This window comes from Hydrogenophaga pseudoflava NBRC 102511 (assembly GCF_001592285.1).
GTDB classification, from domain to species: Bacteria; Pseudomonadota; Gammaproteobacteria; order Burkholderiales; family Burkholderiaceae_C; genus Hydrogenophaga; species Hydrogenophaga pseudoflava.
Genome location: NZ_BCWQ01000006.1, coordinates 125912 through 142515 on the forward strand (window position 1 = coordinate 125912; position 16604 = coordinate 142515).

The 16604-nt window shown below is 68.5% G+C and carries 19 protein-coding genes; 10 read left to right on the forward strand and 9 right to left on the reverse strand.

All coding sequences use genetic code 11. The features are described 5' to 3' along the window. Window positions 1-12 precede the first annotated feature (12 nt). Both ispF and ispD read right to left on the reverse strand, forming a co-directional pair. Entirely contained in the window at window positions 13-525 is a 513-nt protein-coding gene (ispF, locus tag HPS01S_RS09290) for a 2-C-methyl-D-erythritol 2,4-cyclodiphosphate synthase (protein WP_066154393.1), read from the reverse strand. Next, window positions 522-1235, reverse strand: a complete 714-nt coding sequence (ispD, locus tag HPS01S_RS09295; RefSeq protein WP_066154396.1) for a 2-C-methyl-D-erythritol 4-phosphate cytidylyltransferase — start codon at window positions 1233-1235, stop codon at window positions 522-524. Before ispD ends, ispF begins: the two co-directional genes overlap by 4 nt. Before the next feature lie 83 nt (window positions 1236-1318). On the opposite strand from ispD, the gene mfd reads away from it, so the two are divergent. From mfd to HPS01S_RS09315, 4 genes are all read left to right on the forward strand, one after another. Then, window positions 1319-4810 carry a transcription-repair coupling factor gene (gene mfd / locus HPS01S_RS09300; RefSeq protein ID WP_066154399.1) on the forward strand — a complete coding sequence of 1164 codons (3492 nt, stop codon included), beginning with the start codon at window positions 1319-1321 and terminating at the stop codon, window positions 4808-4810. A gap of 117 nt (window positions 4811-4927) precedes the next feature. Next, window positions 4928-5434, forward strand: a complete 507-nt coding sequence (locus HPS01S_RS09305; RefSeq protein ID WP_066154402.1) for a DUF4405 domain-containing protein — start codon at window positions 4928-4930, stop codon at window positions 5432-5434. A 36-nt stretch (window positions 5435-5470) separates the two neighbouring features. Continuing rightward, window positions 5471-6187, forward strand: a complete 717-nt coding sequence (gene serB / locus HPS01S_RS09310) for a phosphoserine phosphatase SerB (RefSeq protein ID WP_066154405.1) — start codon at window positions 5471-5473, stop codon at window positions 6185-6187. Beyond that, window positions 6184-6756 carry a protein-disulfide reductase DsbD family protein gene (locus HPS01S_RS09315; RefSeq protein ID WP_157576180.1) on the forward strand — a complete coding sequence of 191 codons (573 nt, stop codon included), beginning with the start codon at window positions 6184-6186 and terminating at the stop codon, window positions 6754-6756. The genes serB and HPS01S_RS09315 overlap by 4 nt, the downstream gene beginning before the upstream one ends. 25 nt (window positions 6757-6781) lie before the next feature. Here the strand turns inward: HPS01S_RS09315 and HPS01S_RS09320 are convergent, their stop codons facing one another. Next, on the reverse strand, window positions 6782-8152 hold the full coding sequence (locus HPS01S_RS09320) for a TrpB-like pyridoxal phosphate-dependent enzyme (RefSeq protein ID WP_174545239.1): 1371 nt from the start codon (window positions 8150-8152) through the stop codon (window positions 6782-6784). A gap of 140 nt (window positions 8153-8292) precedes the next feature. Between HPS01S_RS09320 and HPS01S_RS09325 the strand changes: the two genes are divergently transcribed. Then, window positions 8293-9327, forward strand: a complete 1035-nt coding sequence (locus HPS01S_RS09325) for an AraC family transcriptional regulator (protein WP_169803936.1) — start codon at window positions 8293-8295, stop codon at window positions 9325-9327. 48 nt (window positions 9328-9375) lie between these two features. On the opposite strand, the gene HPS01S_RS09330 is transcribed toward HPS01S_RS09325, so the two are convergent. Next, window positions 9376-9735: a translation initiation factor Sui1 gene (locus HPS01S_RS09330; protein WP_066154413.1), complete on the reverse strand. Its 360-nt coding sequence runs from the start codon at window positions 9733-9735 to the stop codon at window positions 9376-9378. A 36-nt stretch (window positions 9736-9771) separates the two neighbouring features. Between HPS01S_RS09330 and HPS01S_RS09335 the strand changes: the two genes are divergently transcribed. Continuing rightward, window positions 9772-11010 carry a DEAD/DEAH box helicase gene (locus tag HPS01S_RS09335; protein WP_066154416.1) on the forward strand — a complete coding sequence of 413 codons (1239 nt, stop codon included), beginning with the start codon at window positions 9772-9774 and terminating at the stop codon, window positions 11008-11010. Between the two features lie 81 nt (window positions 11011-11091). Here the strand turns inward: HPS01S_RS09335 and HPS01S_RS09340 are convergent, their stop codons facing one another. Then, complete coding sequence (locus HPS01S_RS09340; protein ID WP_066154419.1) at window positions 11092-11427, reverse strand: DUF6172 family protein; 336 nt, start codon at window positions 11425-11427, stop codon at window positions 11092-11094. A 54-nt stretch (window positions 11428-11481) separates the two neighbouring features. After that, window positions 11482-11790 (reverse strand): hypothetical protein, encoded by a 309-nt coding sequence (locus HPS01S_RS09345; protein WP_066154424.1) that lies wholly within the window; start codon window positions 11788-11790, stop codon window positions 11482-11484. 55 nt (window positions 11791-11845) lie between these two features. Here HPS01S_RS09345 and HPS01S_RS09350 point away from each other — a divergent pair, with 55 nt between their 5' ends. Then, window positions 11846-12448, forward strand: coding sequence for a 3'-5' exonuclease (locus HPS01S_RS09350; protein WP_066154427.1), 603 nt, complete (start codon window positions 11846-11848; stop codon window positions 12446-12448). On the opposite strand, the gene HPS01S_RS09355 is transcribed toward HPS01S_RS09350, so the two are convergent. Together HPS01S_RS09355 and HPS01S_RS09360 are read right to left on the reverse strand one after the other, a co-directional pair. Continuing rightward, window positions 12429-12665 carry a DUF3820 family protein gene (locus HPS01S_RS09355; RefSeq protein ID WP_066154429.1) on the reverse strand — a complete coding sequence of 79 codons (237 nt, stop codon included), beginning with the start codon at window positions 12663-12665 and terminating at the stop codon, window positions 12429-12431. The two genes, HPS01S_RS09350 and HPS01S_RS09355, sit on opposite strands and share 20 nt — an antisense overlap. Continuing rightward, window positions 12662-13486 carry an alpha/beta fold hydrolase gene (locus HPS01S_RS09360; RefSeq protein WP_066154432.1) on the reverse strand — a complete coding sequence of 275 codons (825 nt, stop codon included), beginning with the start codon at window positions 13484-13486 and terminating at the stop codon, window positions 12662-12664. The genes HPS01S_RS09355 and HPS01S_RS09360 overlap by 4 nt, the downstream gene beginning before the upstream one ends. 92 nt (window positions 13487-13578) lie before the next feature. Between HPS01S_RS09360 and HPS01S_RS09365 the strand changes: the two genes are divergently transcribed. Beyond that, entirely contained in the window at window positions 13579-14169 is a 591-nt protein-coding gene (locus HPS01S_RS09365) for a lysophospholipid acyltransferase family protein (protein ID WP_066154435.1), read from the forward strand. An 80-nt stretch (window positions 14170-14249) separates the two neighbouring features. Continuing rightward, on the forward strand, window positions 14250-14624 hold the full coding sequence (locus HPS01S_RS09370) for a hypothetical protein (protein WP_066154438.1): 375 nt from the start codon (window positions 14250-14252) through the stop codon (window positions 14622-14624). A gap of 45 nt (window positions 14625-14669) precedes the next feature. On the opposite strand, the gene HPS01S_RS09375 is transcribed toward HPS01S_RS09370, so the two are convergent. Further along, on the reverse strand, window positions 14670-15860 hold the full coding sequence (locus HPS01S_RS09375; protein WP_066154724.1) for an aminotransferase-like domain-containing protein: 1191 nt from the start codon (window positions 15858-15860) through the stop codon (window positions 14670-14672). An 83-nt stretch (window positions 15861-15943) separates the two neighbouring features. On the opposite strand from HPS01S_RS09375, the gene nth reads away from it, so the two are divergent. Continuing rightward, complete coding sequence (gene nth, locus HPS01S_RS09380) at window positions 15944-16579, forward strand: endonuclease III (RefSeq protein ID WP_066154441.1); 636 nt, start codon at window positions 15944-15946, stop codon at window positions 16577-16579. Window positions 16580-16604: the final 25 nt, after the last annotated feature.

Consider the following 16604-nt stretch of genomic DNA (forward strand, 5'->3'; position numbering starts at 1 on the left):
TGCAAACCGGGATCAGCCCGGCCGGCGCACCAGCAAGGCAACCGCCCGGGCCTCGATCGACAGGCCCTGCCCGACCGGGCCCAGCTTCTCGGCGGTCTTGGCCTTCACATTGACCGACTCCACGGGCAGGCCCAGCGCCTGGGCTATGCGCGCGCACATGGCCGGAATGTGCGGGCCGAGTTTGGGCGCCTGGGCCACCACCGTGCTGTCGATGTTGCCGATCTCGAAACCCGCCTCGCGCACGCGCCGAGCGACTTCGGTCAGCAGCACGATGGAATCGGAACCCTTGAAACGCGGGTCTGTGTCTGGGAAGTGACGCCCGATGTCGCCCAGCGCCGCCGCGCCCAGCAGGGCGTCGGTGATGGCGTGCAGCAGCACGTCGGCGTCCGAATGGCCCAGCAGGCCGGCCGTGTGGGGGATGGTCACGCCGCCGATGATCAGCGGCCGTCCGGGCACCAGGGCGTGCACGTCCCAGCCTTCACCGATGCGAAATGGAATGGACGGGGGGATGGTGGCTGCGCTCATGTTCGGCTTGAAAGAATGGCCTCGGCGAGGGCGAAGTCTTCGGGGTAGGTCACTTTGAAATTCTGCGCACTGCCCGGCACCAGCAGCGGCCGGTGTCCGGCCATCTCCATGGCGCTGGCCTCGTCGGTCACACCGGCGAAGCCACTGTCGGCCTGGGCGGCGAGCGCGCTTCGCAGCATGCCGAGCCTGAACATCTGCGGGGTCTGCGCCAGCCATTTGTCCGAGCGGTCCACGGTGGTGGCCACGCGTCCCTCGCGTTCGGTCTTCAACGTGTCGGGCAGCTTGAGTGCGAGCAGCCCGCCCACCGGGTCGCCCTCGCAGGCGCTGATCAGCGCCTCGATCTGCTGCGGTGTGATCAGGCATCGCGCCGCGTCGTGCACCAGCACCCAGTCGTCGTCGGCCGCGCCTCTGGCGCTCAAGGCATCCAGTCCGTTGTACACGCTGTGCGCACGGGTCGCGCCGCCACAGCGCGCGAGCCGCAGATCGGGCTGATCGACGCTCAGGAAGCGGTCGTCCGGCGCCACCACCAACACCGTCTGCTCGATGCGGGGAGCCGCGCTGAACGCTGCCAGGGTGTGCAGCACCATGGGCAGGCCGGCGACGGTCTGGTACTGCTTGGGGCCAGCGGTGCCCGCGCGCGAGCCGGTGCCGGCACAAGGCAGCAGCGCGTGGCAGCGCACAGAGGTCGGGGTGTTTTGGAAAGCACTCATGATCGGTCCGGGCATTCTAGAATCCCCCACTTCACCCCCCTGTCCCAACGACCGGGGGGTTTTCGTCATTTGCGACTGAATCCATGGACCTGCCCAAGCTCAAACCCGGCCAACGTTTCCACCTGCCCCGTCCCGTCGGCGCGGCCGATGCCCTGCTGCTCGCGCAACTGGCGGCGCGCGAGAAAGCCGCTGGCAGGCCCGTAGCCATCGTGACCGCCGACGCGACCGATGCGCAGCGCCTGATGGACGAAATGGCGTTCTTCTCGCCCGAACTGCGCTGCGCCCTCTTCCCCGACTGGGAGACCCTGCCCTACGACGCCTTCTCGCCGCACCAGGACCTGATCTCCGAACGCCTGGCCACGCTCTGGCGCATCCAGCAGCGTGACAAGGACACCGGTGCCGACGTGGTGCTGGTGCCCGCCACCACGGCGCTGTACCGGCTGGCGCCACCCTCGTTTCTGGCGGGCTACACCTTCCAGTTCAAGGTCAAGCAGAAGCTCGATGAAGCGAAGCTCAAGGGCCAGCTCACGCTCGCCGGCTACAGCCATGTGACGCAGGTGGTGAGTCCCGGCGAATACGCGGTGCGCGGCGGCCTGATCGACCTCTTCCCCATGGGCTCGCAGGTGCCCTACCGCGTCGACCTGTTCGATGACGAGATCGACTCGATCCGCACCTTCGACCCCGACAGCCAGCGCAGCCTCTACCCAGTGCCCGAGGTGCGGTTGCTGCCCGGCCGCGAATTCCCGATGGACGAGCCGGCGCGCGCGCGCTTCCGCAGCCGCTGGCGCGAATTGCTTGAAGGCGACCCGACCAAGAGCCGCATCTACAAGGACATGGGCAACGGCGTGGCCACCGCCGGCATCGAGTACTACCTGCCCCTGTTCTTTGAAGAGACCGCCACGGTCTTCGACTACCTCGGCGTGCAAGCCACGGTGGTGCTGCACGGCGACCTGGAGCCCGCCTTCCAGCGCTTCTGGCGGGACACGCAGGACCGGTACCGCCTGGTCAAGGGCGACCCCGACCGCCCCGCCCTGCCGCCCGAGAGCCTGTTCCTGTCGATAGAGCAGTTCTACGGCGAGGCCAATGCGCATGCCCAACTGGCGATCCGGCCCGCGGTGGAAGACATCGCCGACAACGCGTTCGCGCAGAAGCTGGGCGAGCTGGCCGCGGTGCGTGGTGCCGAAGACCCGCTGTCGCGCCTGCACGGCCACATCCGCAACACCGCCCACCGGGTGCTGCTGCTGGCCGAGAGCGACGGACGGCGCGAGAGCCTGCTGGATTTCCTGCGCGCCAGTGGCCTGAACCCGCCGGCCTTCGATTCGCTGGCCGAGTTCCAGACCAGCGACGAGAAGGTCGGCATCGCCACCGCGGGCCTGACAGTGGGCTTCTCCTGGCTGGAAGCCGGCATCGACTTCGTCACCGAGACCGAACTGTTCGCCGCCGGCCCGACCACGCGCCGACGCAAGAAGCAGGAACAGGTCAGCGACGTCGATGCGCTGATCAAGGACCTGAGCGAGCTCAACGTGGGCGACCCGGTGGTGCACAGCGCGCACGGCATCGGGCGCTACCGCGGGCTCATCAACATGGACATGGGCGACAAGAACCCCGACGGCACGCCCGCGCTGCAGGAATTCCTGCACCTGGAATACGCGGACAAGGCCGTGCTGTACGTGCCGGTGAGCCAGCTCAGCCTGATCGGCCGCTACACCGGCGTGAGCGCCGACGAGGCGCCGCTGCACAAGCTGGGCAGTGGCCAGTGGGAAAAGGCCAAGCGCAAAGCGGCCGAGCAGGTGCGCGACGCCGCCGCCGAGCTGCTGAACATCTACGCCCGCCGCGCCGCGCGCCAGGGCCATGCATTCCGCTTCTCGGCGCAAGACTACGAGATCTTCGCCAACGACTTCGGCTTCGAAGAGACGGCCGACCAGAAGGCCGCAATCCACGCCGTGATCCAGGACATGATCAGCCCGCAGCCCATGGACCGCCTGGTCTGCGGCGATGTGGGCTTCGGCAAGACCGAGGTCGCCTTGCGCGCTGCGTTTGTGGCCGTCACCGGCGGCAAGCAGGTGGCGTTTCTGGCGCCCACCACCCTGCTGGCCGAGCAGCACTACCAGACTCTGGTGGACCGCTTTGCCAAGTGGCCGGTGAAGGTGGCGGAGATGAGCCGCTTCCGCTCACAGAAGGAAATCACCGCTGCGATGAAGGGCATCAACGACGGCAGCGTGGACATCGTGGTCGGCACCCACAAGCTGCTGTCGGAGAAGACCCAGTTCAAGAACCTGGGTCTGCTCATCATTGACGAGGAACACCGCTTCGGCGTGCGCCACAAGGAGGCGATGAAACAGCTGCGCGCCGAGGTGGACGTGCTCACGCTGACGGCGACGCCGATCCCGCGCACGCTGGGCATGGCGCTCGAAGGCCTGCGCGACCTGTCGGTGATCGCCACCGCGCCGCAGCGCCGCCTGGCGATCAAGACCTTTGTGCGCAACGAGGGCACGGGCGTGATTCGTGAAGCCGTGCTGCGCGAGCTCAAGCGCGGCGGCCAGGTCTATTTCCTGCACAACGAGGTCGAGACGATCGAGAACCGCAAGCAGAAGCTCGAAGAAATCCTGCCCGAAGCGCGCATCGCCATCGCGCACGGCCAGATGCCCGAGCGCGACCTGGAGCGCGTGATGCGCGACTTCGTGGCGCAGCGCTACAACCTGCTGCTGTGCTCGACCATCATCGAGACCGGCATCGACGTGCCCACGGCCAACACCATCGTGATGAGCCGCGCCGACAAGTTCGGCCTGGCCCAGCTGCACCAGCTGCGCGGCCGCGTCGGCCGCAGCCACCACCAGGCCTACGCCTACCTGCTGGTCCCGGACATCGAGGGCCTGACCAAGCAGGCCGCGCAGCGGCTGGACGCGATCCAGCAAATGGAGGAACTCGGCAGCGGCTTCTACCTGGCCATGCACGACCTGGAGATCCGCGGCGCCGGCGAGGTGCTGGGCGAAAACCAGAGCGGCAACATGCTCGAGGTCGGCTTCCAGCTCTACAACGAGATGCTGAGCGAGGCCGTCAAGGCGCTCAAGGCAGGGCGCGAGCCGGACCTGCTGTCGCCCCTGTCGGTGACCACCGACATCAACCTGCACGCCCCCGCCCTGCTGCCCAACGACTACTGCGGCGACGTGCACCTGCGCCTATCCTTCTACAAGAAGCTCGCCACGGCCAAGACGGCCGACCAGGTCGACGGCCTGCTCGAAGAAATCGTGGACCGCTTCGGCAAGCTGCCACCGCAGACGCAGACCCTGATCGATGTGCACCGTCTGCGCGTGCTTTCAGCTCCTTACGGCGTGGTCAAGGTCGATGCCGCGCCGGGTGTCATCAACATCACGTTCCGCCCCAACCCGCCGATCGAGCCGATGCGCATCATCGAGCTCATCCAGAAGAACCGGCACATCAAGCTGGCCGGCAACGAGAAGCTGCGCATCGAGCGCGCCCTGCCCGAGGTCAAGGACCGGGTGCAGATGGTGCGCGACGTGCTGCGCTCGCTGGGCCAGCCGCTGAAGACGGAAGCCACTGCCGGCGCGGCTTGATCTGCATCAAAAACAGGAGCAGCACCGGCCGACGTTCACCAGCCGTTCACACAGCGGCGACCAGACTTCAACACAGAGGCTCCAGCATCGGAGCTTTCAACTTGAAGGAAGAAAACAATGAACCTGTCCGCCCAACGCCCCTGGATCACGCCCGTCGTCATGGGCGCCTTTTTGCTGTCCGCCGTCACCGGCGTGCTGATGTTCTTCCACCTCGACTCGGGCCTGAACAAGACCGCCCACGAATGGCTGAGCTGGGCCATGGTGATCGGGGTCGGCCTGCACGTGCTGCTGAACATGCCCGCGTTCAAGCGCTACCTGAAACAGACCACCGGCCGGGTGGTGATCGGTGCGTTCGCCCTGGTCCTGGCCCTGAGCTTCATTCCGGCGGGGGGCAGCAGCGGCAGCGAGCCCGGCTTCGCGCCGCCGGTGCGTGCACTGGCCAAAGCCCCGATCAGCGTGCTGGCCCAGGTCGCCGGCACCAGCACCGAGGACCTCAAGGCCAAGTTGCAGGCCCAGGGCCTGACCGTCACCAGCGACCAGCAGTCGGTGGCCGATCTGGTGGGGCCGGACCTGCGCAAGCAGATCGGCACCATCTCCAAGGTGCTGCCGGCGGCCAAGTCCTGATCGGGGCGTCGTCCCGGCTCCCGCGATAATTCCGGGATGACTTCCTCCATCGAATTCGCCCCCGGCCTGACCGTGCAGGGCGTCCAGCCGCCCCTGAACCTGCGCGACTTCAAACTGATCGCGTTCGACATGGACTCCACGCTGATCAATATCGAATGCGTGGACGAGATCGCCGACGCCGCGGGCCGCAAGGCCGAAGTGGCGGCGATCACCGAGGCCGCGATGCGCGGCGAGATCACCGACTACAAGGAGAGCCTGCGCCAGCGCGTCGCCCTGCTCAAAGGCGTGACCGAGGAACACCTGGCACACGTCTACCGCTCGCGCCTGCGCCTGAACCCCGGTGCGGCCGAGCTGGTGCTGGCCTGCAAGGCCGCCGGGCTGAAGGTGCTGCTGGTCAGCGGCGGCTTCACCTACTTCGCCGAGCGCCTGCGCGACCGCCTGGCGCTCGATTTCGCGCGCAGCAATCAGTTGGAGATCGTGAACGGCCAACTCACCGGCCGCATGCTGGACCAGAGCTGGGGCGACATCTGCGACGGCGCGATGAAGAAGGAAACCCTGCTGCGCACCTGCAGCCTGATCGGCTGCTCGCCGGCGCAGGCCATCGCCATGGGCGACGGCGCCAACGACCTGGAGATGATGGGCGTGGCAGGCCTGTCGGTGGCCTACCGCGCGAAGCCCAAGGTGCGCGCCCAGGCCAAGGTGGCCATCGACATGGGCGGGCTGGATCGCCTGCTCGAACTGTTCCACGCATGAGCTTGTCCAGCCGCCTACGTGCGTGGGCGGCGGGCCTGCGGCGCGACTGGAAGCGCCACTTGGGCACGCTCGCGCTGTTCGCGGGTGTGCTGCTGGCGGTGCAGCTCTGGCAGACGCGCGATGTGGCCGGTGGCCCGCTGCCCGGTGCGGCGTTGGACGCACCGCTGGCGGTGCTGGCGGGCGGCGGCGCGCGGCCCAGCAGCCTGCGCGCCGAGATCGCCGCGCTGCAAGCGGCTCACCCCGGCCGGAACATCGGCCTCTACGTCTGGGCCGACTGGTGCCCGATCTGCAAGACCATCCAGGGCACGGTGAACGGCCTGACGCAGGACCACCCGGTGATCACCGTCGCCATGCAGTCCGGGCCGCCCGAGAAGGTGTCCCGCTATATGGCCTCGCGCGGCCTGGCCTGGCACACCGTGGTCGATCCGCAGTCGGCCATCCCGGGCGCGCTGGGCTTCGGCGCCGTGCCGGCCTTTGCCGTGATCACGCCAACAGGCGAGCTGCGCTGGCCGACCGTGGGCCTGACCAGCGGCTGGGGGCTGCGGGTGCGCCTCTGGCTGGCGCGCTGACGCGCCCCGCCCCCCTGGCCGTTCATCAGGCCGGTTCCGGCACGCTCGGCAGGCCGGACAGCGCCATCGCCAGTTCCTTCTCGTCGTATTGCTCGTCCTTGAGTTCGCCCGCGAAGTACTTCTGGTAGGCGGCCATGTCGAAGTGGCCGTGGCCGCAGAGGTTGAACAGGATGGTTTCGCTCTTGCCTTCGCGCTTGCAGCGCAGGGCCTCCTCGATGGCGCCCTTGACGGCGTGGTTGGCTTCGGGCGCCGGCACGATGCCTTCGGCACGCGCAAAGGTCACGCCCGCCTCGAAGCACTGGCCTTGGGTGTAGGCGGTGGCTTCGAGCAGGCCCAGTTCCTTGCAGTGGCTGACCAGCGGCGCCATGCCGTGGTAGCGCAGGCCGCCGGCGTGGAAGCCCGGCGGCGTGAAGGTGCTGCCCAGGGTGTGCATCTTGGTCAACGGCGTCATGTGGCCGGTGTCGCCGAAGTCGTAGGCGTACTTGCCGCGCGTGAGCGACGGGCAGGCCGCCGGCTCGACCGCGACGATGCGCGACTTGCGCCCGCCGCGCAGCGCATGGCCGATGAAGGGAAAGGCGATACCGGCGAAGTTGGAGCCGCCGCCGGTGCAACCCACCACCACATCCGGCCAGGCGTCGGCCATCTGCAGCTGCTCCATGGCTTCCAGGCCGATGATGGTCTGGTGCATCAGCACGTGGTTGAGCACCGAGCCCAGCGCGTACTTGGTGTCCTCGCGCTGCACCGCCAGCTCCACCGCTTCCGAGATCGCGATGCCCAGGCTGCCCGGGTGATCGGGCCGCTGGGCCAGCACGCTGCGGCCGTACTCGGTCTGGTTGGACGGCGACGGCAGGCAGCGCGCGCCGTAGGTCTCCATCACCGCGCGGCGGTAGGGCTTCTGGTCGTAGGACACGCGCACCTGGAACACCAGCACCTCCAGGTCGAACAGCGAGCCCGCGAACGACAGCGAGGTGCCCCACTGGCCAGCACCGGTCTCGGTGGTCAGGCGCTTGACGCCGGCCTGCTTGTTGTAGAAGGCCTGCGGGATCGCGGTGTTGGGCTTGTGGCTGCCGGCGGGGCTGACGCCCTCGTACTTGTAGAAGATCTTGGCCGGGGTGCCGAGCACCTTTTCCAGCCGGTGGGCGCGGTACAGCGGGGCCGGGCGCCAGAGTTTGTAGATGTCGCGAACCGGCTCCGGAATCTCGATCTCGCGTTCGGTGCTGACCTCCTGCAGGATCAGTTCCATCGGGAACAGCGGCGCCAGGTCATCGGGGCCGATGGGCTGCATCGTGCCCGGGTGCAGCACGGGCGGCAGGGCCTTGGGCAAATCGGCCTGAATGTTGTACCAGAACTTGGGCATCTGGCTTTCGTCGAGCAGGTACTTGGTTTGCAGACTCATGGCGGGGCTCCTGAAAGGTGGAACAGGGGTGGACAGCGAACCGGACCATTCTGGAATCAGCCCGCCGCCACAACCATCCGCGAAACGAACGCGGGTATCCGATAAGTGCAAAACCCCGGGTAATCACTAGCATGCGGCGCATGTCTCCGAGCCCTGCCCCGTCCCCGACCCACGCGCCCGCATGGCTGGACCGCAGTGCGCCCGCGGGCGCGGCCTGGGCGCCGCTGTCGGTACTGGCCTCCGACGACCTCGACGAAACGCGCGACCAGATCGCGCGCATCTTCAAGCCGCACGATCTGGCGGTGATCGGCCCTCGGCAGCGCGTGCGCGCCCGCATGCACCACCGCGCGCTCGGCCCTTCGGTGTCGCTCAACCGACTGGCCCACGGCGCCGCGGTGCGCATCGACCCGGACCGGCTGGACGACTTCTTCCTGGTGCAGATGCCGCTGGCCGGCGAGGCGGCGGTGTGGCACCAGAACGCGCGGCACCTCAGCGCCGTGGGCGAAGCGACGGTGATCTCGCCGCAGGACGCGGTGCGCATGGAGTGGTCGTGCCATTGCGACCAGTTCATGCTGCGCATCGACCGCCAGCGGCTGCTGCACGTGGCGGCGGCCATCAGCGGCAGCGAACCGGCCGCCACCTTGCGGCTGGCGCCGCGGCTGGACCTGCGCCAGGGTTCGGGCGCGCACTGGTGGCAGCTGATGCACTACCTTGCCGCGCTGCTGCAGCCGGGCGGTGAGCACCCGTCGACGGGCCTGCACACGGCCATGCTGGAAGACCATGTGCTGGCCATGCTGCTGCGGGTGGCCTGGGCGCCGGCCACGGTGAGCCGGGCGCCCGCCAGCGCAACCGTGCCCCGGCTGCGGCAACTGGAGGACCACATCGAAGCGCACCTGGACCAGCCGCTGACCGTGGCCGACCTGGCGCGGGCGGTCAACAGCAGCGTGCGCCTGGTGCAGCAGCTGTTCGCCCGCGAGCGCGGCACCACGCCCATGGCCCACATCCGCCGGCTGCGGCTGGAACGCGTGCGCCACGACCTGCTGCACCCCGGCCCGGACACCCGCGTGCTGCAGACCGCCGCACGATGGGGTTTTGAGCACCCCGGCCGCTTCGCCGCCGCCTACCAGCAGGCCTACGGCGAAAGCCCCAGCGCCACCCTCGCGCGCAGCCGCTGACCCGGATTTTTTCCTGCTGCCTGCTGGCCTTGAACGCTCAGCGACTGCTCAGCCGCCCGCGCGCTTGACCGTGTGGCCCTGGGCCTTGAGCGCCTCGATCACGCGTTCGACGTGGTCACCCTGCACCTCGATCACGCCATCTTTCACCGTGCCGCCGGTGCCGCAGAGCGTGCGCAGCTGCTTGCCGAGCGCCGCCAGACCCGCCGCATCGAGCAGCGCCCCCTTGACCACGGTCACGGCCTTGCCGCCCCGGCCCTTGGTCTCGCGCGAGACGCGCAGCACGCCATCGCCCTTGGGTACAGCGGGTTCGCCGCAGCGGCAGGCCGCCACCGGCTGGCGGCAGCCGGGGCACATGCGGCCCGATTCGGTCGAATAGACCAGGCCACCGGAAGAAGCTCGTGATTTCATGGGCCGGGATCGTAGCGCGTCGCCGACAATCGCCCCATGCCGTTTTTCTCTCTGGGCCTTGAGCCCGCTCTCGCCCAGCCCGCTGCCAACCTGGGTTTTGCCGCCCCCACCCCGATCCAGACCGAGGCCATCCCGCCGGTGCTTGCCGGCCGAGACCTGCTGGCCAGCGCCCGCACCGGCTCGGGCAAGACCGCCGCCTACGCCCTGCCCCTGCTGCAGCGCTGGCTGGACCGGGCGGACACCGGGCCGCGCCGCACGCGGGCACTCGTGCTGGTGCCCACGCGCGAGCTGGCCGCGCAGGTCGGCGAGGTGCTGCGCTCGCTGGCGCAGGCGCTGCCCCGGCGCCCGAAGCTGGTCGTCGCCTTCGGCGGCGTCTCGATCAACCCGCAGCTGATGGCGCTGCGCGGTGGCGCCGACGTGGTGGTCGCCACCCCTGGCCGTCTGCTCGACCTGGTGGACCACAACGGCCTGCGGCTGGACGCGGTAGACCTCCTGGTGCTCGACGAAGCCGACCGCCTGCTCGACCTGGGTTTCGCCGAAGAACTGGCGCGTGTGCTGGGCCTGCTGCCGGCGCAGCGCCAGAACCTGCTGTTCTCCGCCACCGTGCCACCGGCGGTCGAAACCATGGCGCTGCAGCTGCTGCACGACCCGGTGCGGGTGGACGTGCCGACGCCGGACGACGACGCGGCCGCGCCGCTGGTGCAGCAGCGCGCCTTTGCGGTCGACGAGAAGCGGCGCACCCAGCTGCTGCGGCAGCTGATGAAAACCGAGGGCTGGAAGCCGGTGCTGGTATTTGTGGCCACGCAGTACGCGGCCGAACGCCTGGCCAACAAGCTGCACCACGGCGAGGTCTACGCCACCGCCTTCCACGGCGGACTGAGCCAGGGCGCACGCCAGACCACGCTGGGCGAGTTCAAGGCCGGGCGCTGGGACGTGCTGGTGACGACCGACCTGGCCGCGCGCGGCATCCACATCGACGGTCTGCCGGTGGTGGTGAACTTCGACCTGCCGCGCTCGGCGGTGGACCATGTGCACCGCATCGGGCGCACCGCCCGAGCGGGTCAGGCCGGCCTGGCGGTCAGCTTCGTGACCGCTGCGCAACTGGCGCACTGGCACCTGATCGAGAAGCGCCAGGGCCTGAGCCTGCCGCTGGAAACGGTGGAAGGCTTCGAGCCGACCGAAACGCCGCCACCGCCCGCGCCAGGCAACGGCGGAGTCAAGGGCAAGCGGCCGAGCAAAAAAGACAAGCTGCGCGCACAGGCAGCGAAACCGTAGCCCCCACGCTCCGCCGCTGCGCGGGTCGCTACCCCTTGAGGGGGTGCGTTTCGCCTTGGGGCGGCCCGGCGGCGAAACCGCTTACTCTTCGTCGCTGGTCTGTTCACCGGCAGCTTCGGGCGCCGTACCCGCCGGGCGCGGCTTGCGCACGCCGGGCTTGGCCAGCAGCTCCACATAACACTGCGTGGCGCCGTCCTTGGCCAGCGCGTCCAGCAGGTTCATCAGCTCGCCCGGATGCACCACCTGCGCGCTGTCCTTGTCGGCGCCGAAGCGGCAGTCGAAGTCCCAGAAGTCCGCACCCTCGGGCAGATCGCGGCGGCGTTCGCGCTTCTGGTATTTGCGGATGTCGTGCTTGACGGCGTCGAGCACGCGGTCGGGGTGCTTGCCCTCGGGGCGCAGCGGGTAGGTTTTTCTCATGGATGTCCTTGGGTTGGGTGCGTTCGCCCCGGCAGGACGTGAAACGGACCCGGATTATGCGGGCAGCACGATGTCGTAGCCGCCTTCGTCCAGGTGGCGGTGCGGGCCGAACACAGCCTCCAGAGCCGCGGCTTCGGCCATCTGCCAGTGCTCCAGCACCGTGCGCTCTTCGACCGTCAGCGCCTCGGGGTCGGGCGTCTCGCCGTGCTGCGCCACGATGCCCAGATAGGCGCGGTAGACCGGCGCCACCAGCGCCGCATCGCCCAGCGCATCCTCCAGCGCATCGCGGAACAGGCGTTCAGCGGCCTGGCGCTGGCCCGGCGGCGTGTCGTCGGGCACGTAGAGCTTGAGGGTGTAGGTCATGGCGGGGCGGCAGGCACAATGCCCGATTATCCCGCGCCGTCCCGACCTCCTGCCCATGAACACCACCCGCACCACACCGAGCAAGGACGACATCGCCCTCCTGCCCGAATTCCCCCGCCTGGGCCTGGACCGCATCGCGCTGGTGAACTCCGCGGTGGCCGCGCGCGAGGCGGTGGCGGCGCTGCGCGACCACGCCCACTGGGGCTTCGACACCGAGAGCAAGCCCACCTTCGTGCAGGGCGAGGTGTCTGACGGGCCGCACATCCTGCAGCTGGCCACGACGGAGCGGGCCTGGGTGTTCCAGCTGCACGACCCCGCCAGCCGCGACCTGGCCGCGCAGGTGATGGCCGAGGCCGGACACAGCAAGGCCGGCTTCGGTCTGGGCGACGACACCAAGCGCATCCGCGCCAAGCTGGGCGTCGAGCCGGTCGGGGTGATCGAGCTCAACCACCTGTTCCGCGCGAGCGGCTACCGCAAGGACATGGGCGTCAAGGGCGCGGTGGCGGTGCTGTTCGGGCAGCGCTTCATCAAGTCAAAGAAAGCCGCCACCTCCAACTGGGCCAACCCGCGCCTGACCGAGGGCCAGCTCATCTACGCGGCCAACGACGCCTGGGCCGCGGCCGTGGTGCACGAGGCGCTCAGGACCCGCGCGCCTTAGGCGGCCGGCTGTGGCGCAGCGGCGTGAGCAGCTCATCCAGGCCGTTGTGGTCGATTTCGTGCATCAGGGCGATCAAGCGCCCCAGCTCGCCCTTCGGGAAACCCTCGCGCGCGAACCAGTTGAGGTAGTGCCCCGGCAGGTCGGCAATCGCCCGGCCCTTGTACTTGCCATAGGGCATCTCTACGGTCAGCAAGCGCTCCAGCTCGGTCGGGTTCATGTCGCGGCGTGCGCACGGTCCAGCCAGTCGCGCACCGTGCGGTTGAACTGTTCGGGCTTCTGCTTCATGAGCCAGTGCCCGGCGTCCAGGCCATGGGCCGCGCTGCCCGGCGTGGTGGCGAGTTGCGCCAGCCAGCGCGCGGAATGGAACATGAACGGCTTGCGCTTGCCGAAGAAGAACAGCGTGGGCAGCGTCGGGCCGAACACCTTGTCGACCCGCGCCACGCCGCGCAGGCCACCCAGCGTGCCAAACCACTGCATCGCGTAGGGGTAGTTCATCTGCCAGGCGATTTCGGCCGCAGGGGTGCGACAGCCGATGGTGCGAGCCATCCAGCGCGTCATGCGGTTGGCCAGACCAGGCAGCAGTGGCCCTAGCTTCCAGGCGACGGCCAGCCAGAGCTGGTAGCCCGCGATCATGGCCTTTTCTTTGGCGGTCAACGACTTCAGGTAAGCGCCGGTGTTGGTGTCGCCGATGTCGGCGGCCACCACCCGGGACACCCGGTCCGTGTGCCGCGCGGCATATTCATAGCCAAAGAAGCAGCCCCAGTCGTGCAGCATCAGGGTCACCTTCTGATAGGGGCTGACCTCATCGACGATGGCCGCCACCAGTTGGCACATCTGATCCACCGACACCGGGCGCGGCGGCCGGCCCAGGTCGTAGCCCGGCAGCGCGAAGCGCACGCAGCGGTAGCCGTCCCGGAGCGCTGCCACCGACTCGTCCCACAGCGCGGGCGAATCGGGCCAGCCGTGCAGCATGACCACGGTCGGTCCTTCGCCGTCGATCAGGACCTTGATGTCCTGCACGGTCAGCGTCTGCGTCATGTCGCGGTCTCCTCGGGTGATTCGAGCGGGCGATGGTAGCTTGGCGCAGATCAAGGGCGGTCGCGCCCGCGTCACCGACAATAGCGCCCGCCATGCACCGCACCATCTTCACCACCCCGGTGATCGCTCCCCTGCTGCGAGCCCTGTCGAGCGGCTTCCTGCGGCTCACCGGCTGGACCGTCGAAGGCCACCTGCCGCCCAGTGCCGCCAAGAGCGTCTTCATCGCCGCCCCGCACACCAGCAACTGGGATCTGCCCTACACCCTGATGGTCGCATTCGCGCTGCGCCTGAACCCCTACTGGATGGGCAAGGCCAGCATCTTCCGCTTCCCTTTTGGTGGCCTGATGCGCTGGCTCGGCGGCATCGCGGTCGACCGCTCGAAGTCCAACAACCTGGTCGCTGCCTCGGCCCAGGCGATCCAGGATGCCGACGGCCCGCTGCAGCTGATCGTGCCGCCCGAGGGCACCCGCAGCAAGACGCGTTACTGGAAGACCGGCTTCTACTACATCGCCACCACTGCGCAGGTGCCGATCATCCTGGCCTACATGGACTACGCGACCAAACGCAGTGGCCTGGGTCCGGTGTTCGAGCCGACAGGCGACATCGACGCCGACATGGTGCGCATCAAGGCGTTCTACCAGCCGTTCCAGGGCAAGAACGCCACCCAGTTCACCGGCGAATGAGCCGCACGACCTGTAACACGACTACAAAAGGTTTCATGAGAATAGGCGAAACCTTCCCGCAAATTGGGTAATCTGGCCGGGTGAGCCGCCAGCATTCCGTCTTCCAAGGGCCTCTGTCCACCCTCTCGACTCTGTCCAGCACCTTGCGTGAAGGCCTGGGGTCGCTGCTGGGCGTCGAGAAGGTCCGCCACAACGACGCCGACGTGGCGCGCATCCGCCTTGCCATGCTGCGCCTGCATGGTGAGGACGGGCGCCTGAACAACCCCCGGCTGCACCAGCGGCTGCAACACACCCGCGATGCGGAAGGCCTTTGGTATGCACGGGCCGAGCTGTACGCCGATCTCTGCCAGCGCCACAACGAACCGCACGCGATCCGCGCGCTGGAATCGCTGCGCCCCATGTTCCGGGGCACCCTGCCCGACAGCCTGCTCCGGTCCCGGATGCCCGGGGCCTGAGCCCGCCGGCGGCAGACCCCGCGGCCTATCCGCCGGCAATCAGGCTCAGACGGCAGAACCCAGCCGGCCCACGCCTTCTTCGATCTTGTCCAGCCCCACCGTCGCAAACGACAGGCGCAGGGTCGCGTGGTCGGGGTTGTTCGCGTAGAACGGCGCACCCGGCACAAAGGCCACGCCCTTTTCGATGGCTCGTTTGGCCAGCTCACCGCCATCGGCCACCTTGCCGCCCGCGCCCGTGAGGCGGGCCCAGACAAACAGACCACCCTGGGGCTGCACGAACTCAATCGCGTCGCCCAGTTCGCGGCGCAGGGCGTTGCCCATGGTGGCGGCGCGTTCGGCGTAGACCGCGCGCACCTTGGCCAGGGTGGCGGGCATGCGGCCGGCCTTGAGGTACTGTGCGGCGGTGGCCTGGGCGAAGGTGCTGGTGTGGGCGTCGCTGAACTGCTTGCACATGGTGGCCTTGGCCAGCAGTTCGGCCGGGCCGACCATCCAGCCCACGCGCAGGCCGGGGCTCAGCACCTTGGACAGCGAGCCGCAGTGCACCAGGCGCTCGCGGCTGCCGGGCACGCTGGCGCTCAGGGCCAGCAGGCTGGGCGGTGGCGCGTCGCCGAAGTACAGGTCGCCGTAGGGGTCGTCTTCCACCACCAGCACGTTGTGCTGCACCGCCAGTTCCAGCACGCGCTTGCGGCGCTCCAGGCTCAGCATGGCGCCGCTGGGGTTGCCGAAGGTGGGAATCAGGTAGATGAATTTGGGCTTGTGCTCCACGATGAGCTGTTCGAGTCGGTCGGTGTCCACGCCCTGCCCGTCCACCGGTGCCGTCACGAGTTGGGCGCCGTACAGGCGGAAGCACTGGATGGTGGCCAGGAAGGTCGGGCCTTCGACGATCACCTTGTCGCCGGGGGAAATGAGGGTCTTGCCCAGCAGATCCAGCGCCTGCTGGCTGCCGGTGGTGACGATCAGGTTCTCGGGCGCCACGCCCTGGTTGCCCTTGCTGGTCATGAAAGCGGCGAGCTGTTCGCGCAGCGGGTTGTAGCCCTCGGTCGCGCCGTACTGCAGGGCGCCCCCGGCTTCTTCGGTCAGCGCAGCATTGACGGCTTCGCGGATGCCGTCCACATCGAACATCGCGCTGTCGGGAAAGCCCCCGGCAAAGCTGATGATGCCGGGCCTGCCCAGCAGCTTGAAGAGTTCGCGGATGGCGGAGGTTTCGACGTTGTTCAGGCGGTCGGCAAACGGAATGGCAAAGCTCATGCGAATGTCTCTGAAGAGGAATGGAAAGGTGGCGAAATGGTAGCGCCCTGCCCGGAACTACACTGCGCAACATGACACCCGCGCAGATCGAGACATTCTTCGCCACCCTCCAGGCCGCCAACCCGCAACCCGTCACCGAACTCGAATACACCAGCGTGTTCGAGCTGCTGGCCGCCGTGTTGCTCTCGGCCCAGGCCACCGACGTGGGGGTCAACAAGGCCACGCGCAAGCTGTTCCCGGTCGCCCATACGCCGCAGCAGATCCTGGACTTGGGCCTCGAAGGCCTGGAGTCCTACATCAAGACCATTGGCCTGTACCGCAGCAAAGCGAAACACCTGATGGAGACCTGCCGCATCCTGGTGGAGCGCCACGGCGGCCAGGTGCCGCGCACGCGCGAGGCACTCGAAGCCCTGCCCGGCGTGGGCCGCAAGACGGCGAACGTGGTGCTCAACGTGGCCTTCGGCGAACCGACCATGGCGGTGGACACACACATCTTCCGCGTCGGCAACCGCACCGGCCTGGCGCCGGGCAAGACGCCGCTGGCGGTGGAGCAGCAGCTGCTCAGACGCATCCCGGCCAGGTACCTGGTGGACGCCCACCACTGGCTGATCCTGCACGGGCGCTATGTCTGCCAGGCGCGCAAGCCGCTGTGCCACCAGTGCGCCGTGTCGGCCTGCTGCGACTTCAGACCCAAGACGACGGGCTGAGGCCCGCCTGCCCAGGTACCGGCGC

Coding starts and splice junctions, on each gene's coding strand:
- ispF (WP_066154393.1), bottom strand. CDS start 525: ATGAGCGCAGCCACCATCCCCCCGTCCATTCCATTTCGCATCGGTGAA.
- ispD (WP_066154396.1), bottom strand. CDS start 1,235: ATGAGTGCTTTCCAAAACACCCCGACCTCTGTGCGCTGCCACGCGCTG.
- mfd (WP_066154399.1), top strand. CDS start 1,319: ATGGACCTGCCCAAGCTCAAACCCGGCCAACGTTTCCACCTGCCCCGT.
- HPS01S_RS09305 (WP_066154402.1), top strand. CDS start 4,928: ATGAACCTGTCCGCCCAACGCCCCTGGATCACGCCCGTCGTCATGGGC.
- serB (WP_066154405.1), top strand. CDS start 5,471: ATGACTTCCTCCATCGAATTCGCCCCCGGCCTGACCGTGCAGGGCGTC.
- HPS01S_RS09315 (WP_157576180.1), top strand. CDS start 6,184: ATGAGCTTGTCCAGCCGCCTACGTGCGTGGGCGGCGGGCCTGCGGCGC.
- HPS01S_RS09320 (WP_174545239.1), bottom strand. CDS start 8,152: ATGAGTCTGCAAACCAAGTACCTGCTCGACGAAAGCCAGATGCCCAAG.
- HPS01S_RS09325 (WP_169803936.1), top strand. CDS start 8,293: ATGTCTCCGAGCCCTGCCCCGTCCCCGACCCACGCGCCCGCATGGCTG.
- HPS01S_RS09330 (WP_066154413.1), bottom strand. CDS start 9,735: ATGAAATCACGAGCTTCTTCCGGTGGCCTGGTCTATTCGACCGAATCG.
- HPS01S_RS09335 (WP_066154416.1), top strand. CDS start 9,772: ATGCCGTTTTTCTCTCTGGGCCTTGAGCCCGCTCTCGCCCAGCCCGCT.
- HPS01S_RS09340 (WP_066154419.1), bottom strand. CDS start 11,427: ATGAGAAAAACCTACCCGCTGCGCCCCGAGGGCAAGCACCCCGACCGC.
- HPS01S_RS09345 (WP_066154424.1), bottom strand. CDS start 11,790: ATGACCTACACCCTCAAGCTCTACGTGCCCGACGACACGCCGCCGGGC.
- HPS01S_RS09350 (WP_066154427.1), top strand. CDS start 11,846: ATGAACACCACCCGCACCACACCGAGCAAGGACGACATCGCCCTCCTG.
- HPS01S_RS09355 (WP_066154429.1), bottom strand. CDS start 12,665: ATGAACCCGACCGAGCTGGAGCGCTTGCTGACCGTAGAGATGCCCTAT.
- HPS01S_RS09360 (WP_066154432.1), bottom strand. CDS start 13,486: ATGACGCAGACGCTGACCGTGCAGGACATCAAGGTCCTGATCGACGGC.
- HPS01S_RS09365 (WP_066154435.1), top strand. CDS start 13,579: ATGCACCGCACCATCTTCACCACCCCGGTGATCGCTCCCCTGCTGCGA.
- nth (WP_066154441.1), top strand. CDS start 15,944: ATGACACCCGCGCAGATCGAGACATTCTTCGCCACCCTCCAGGCCGCC.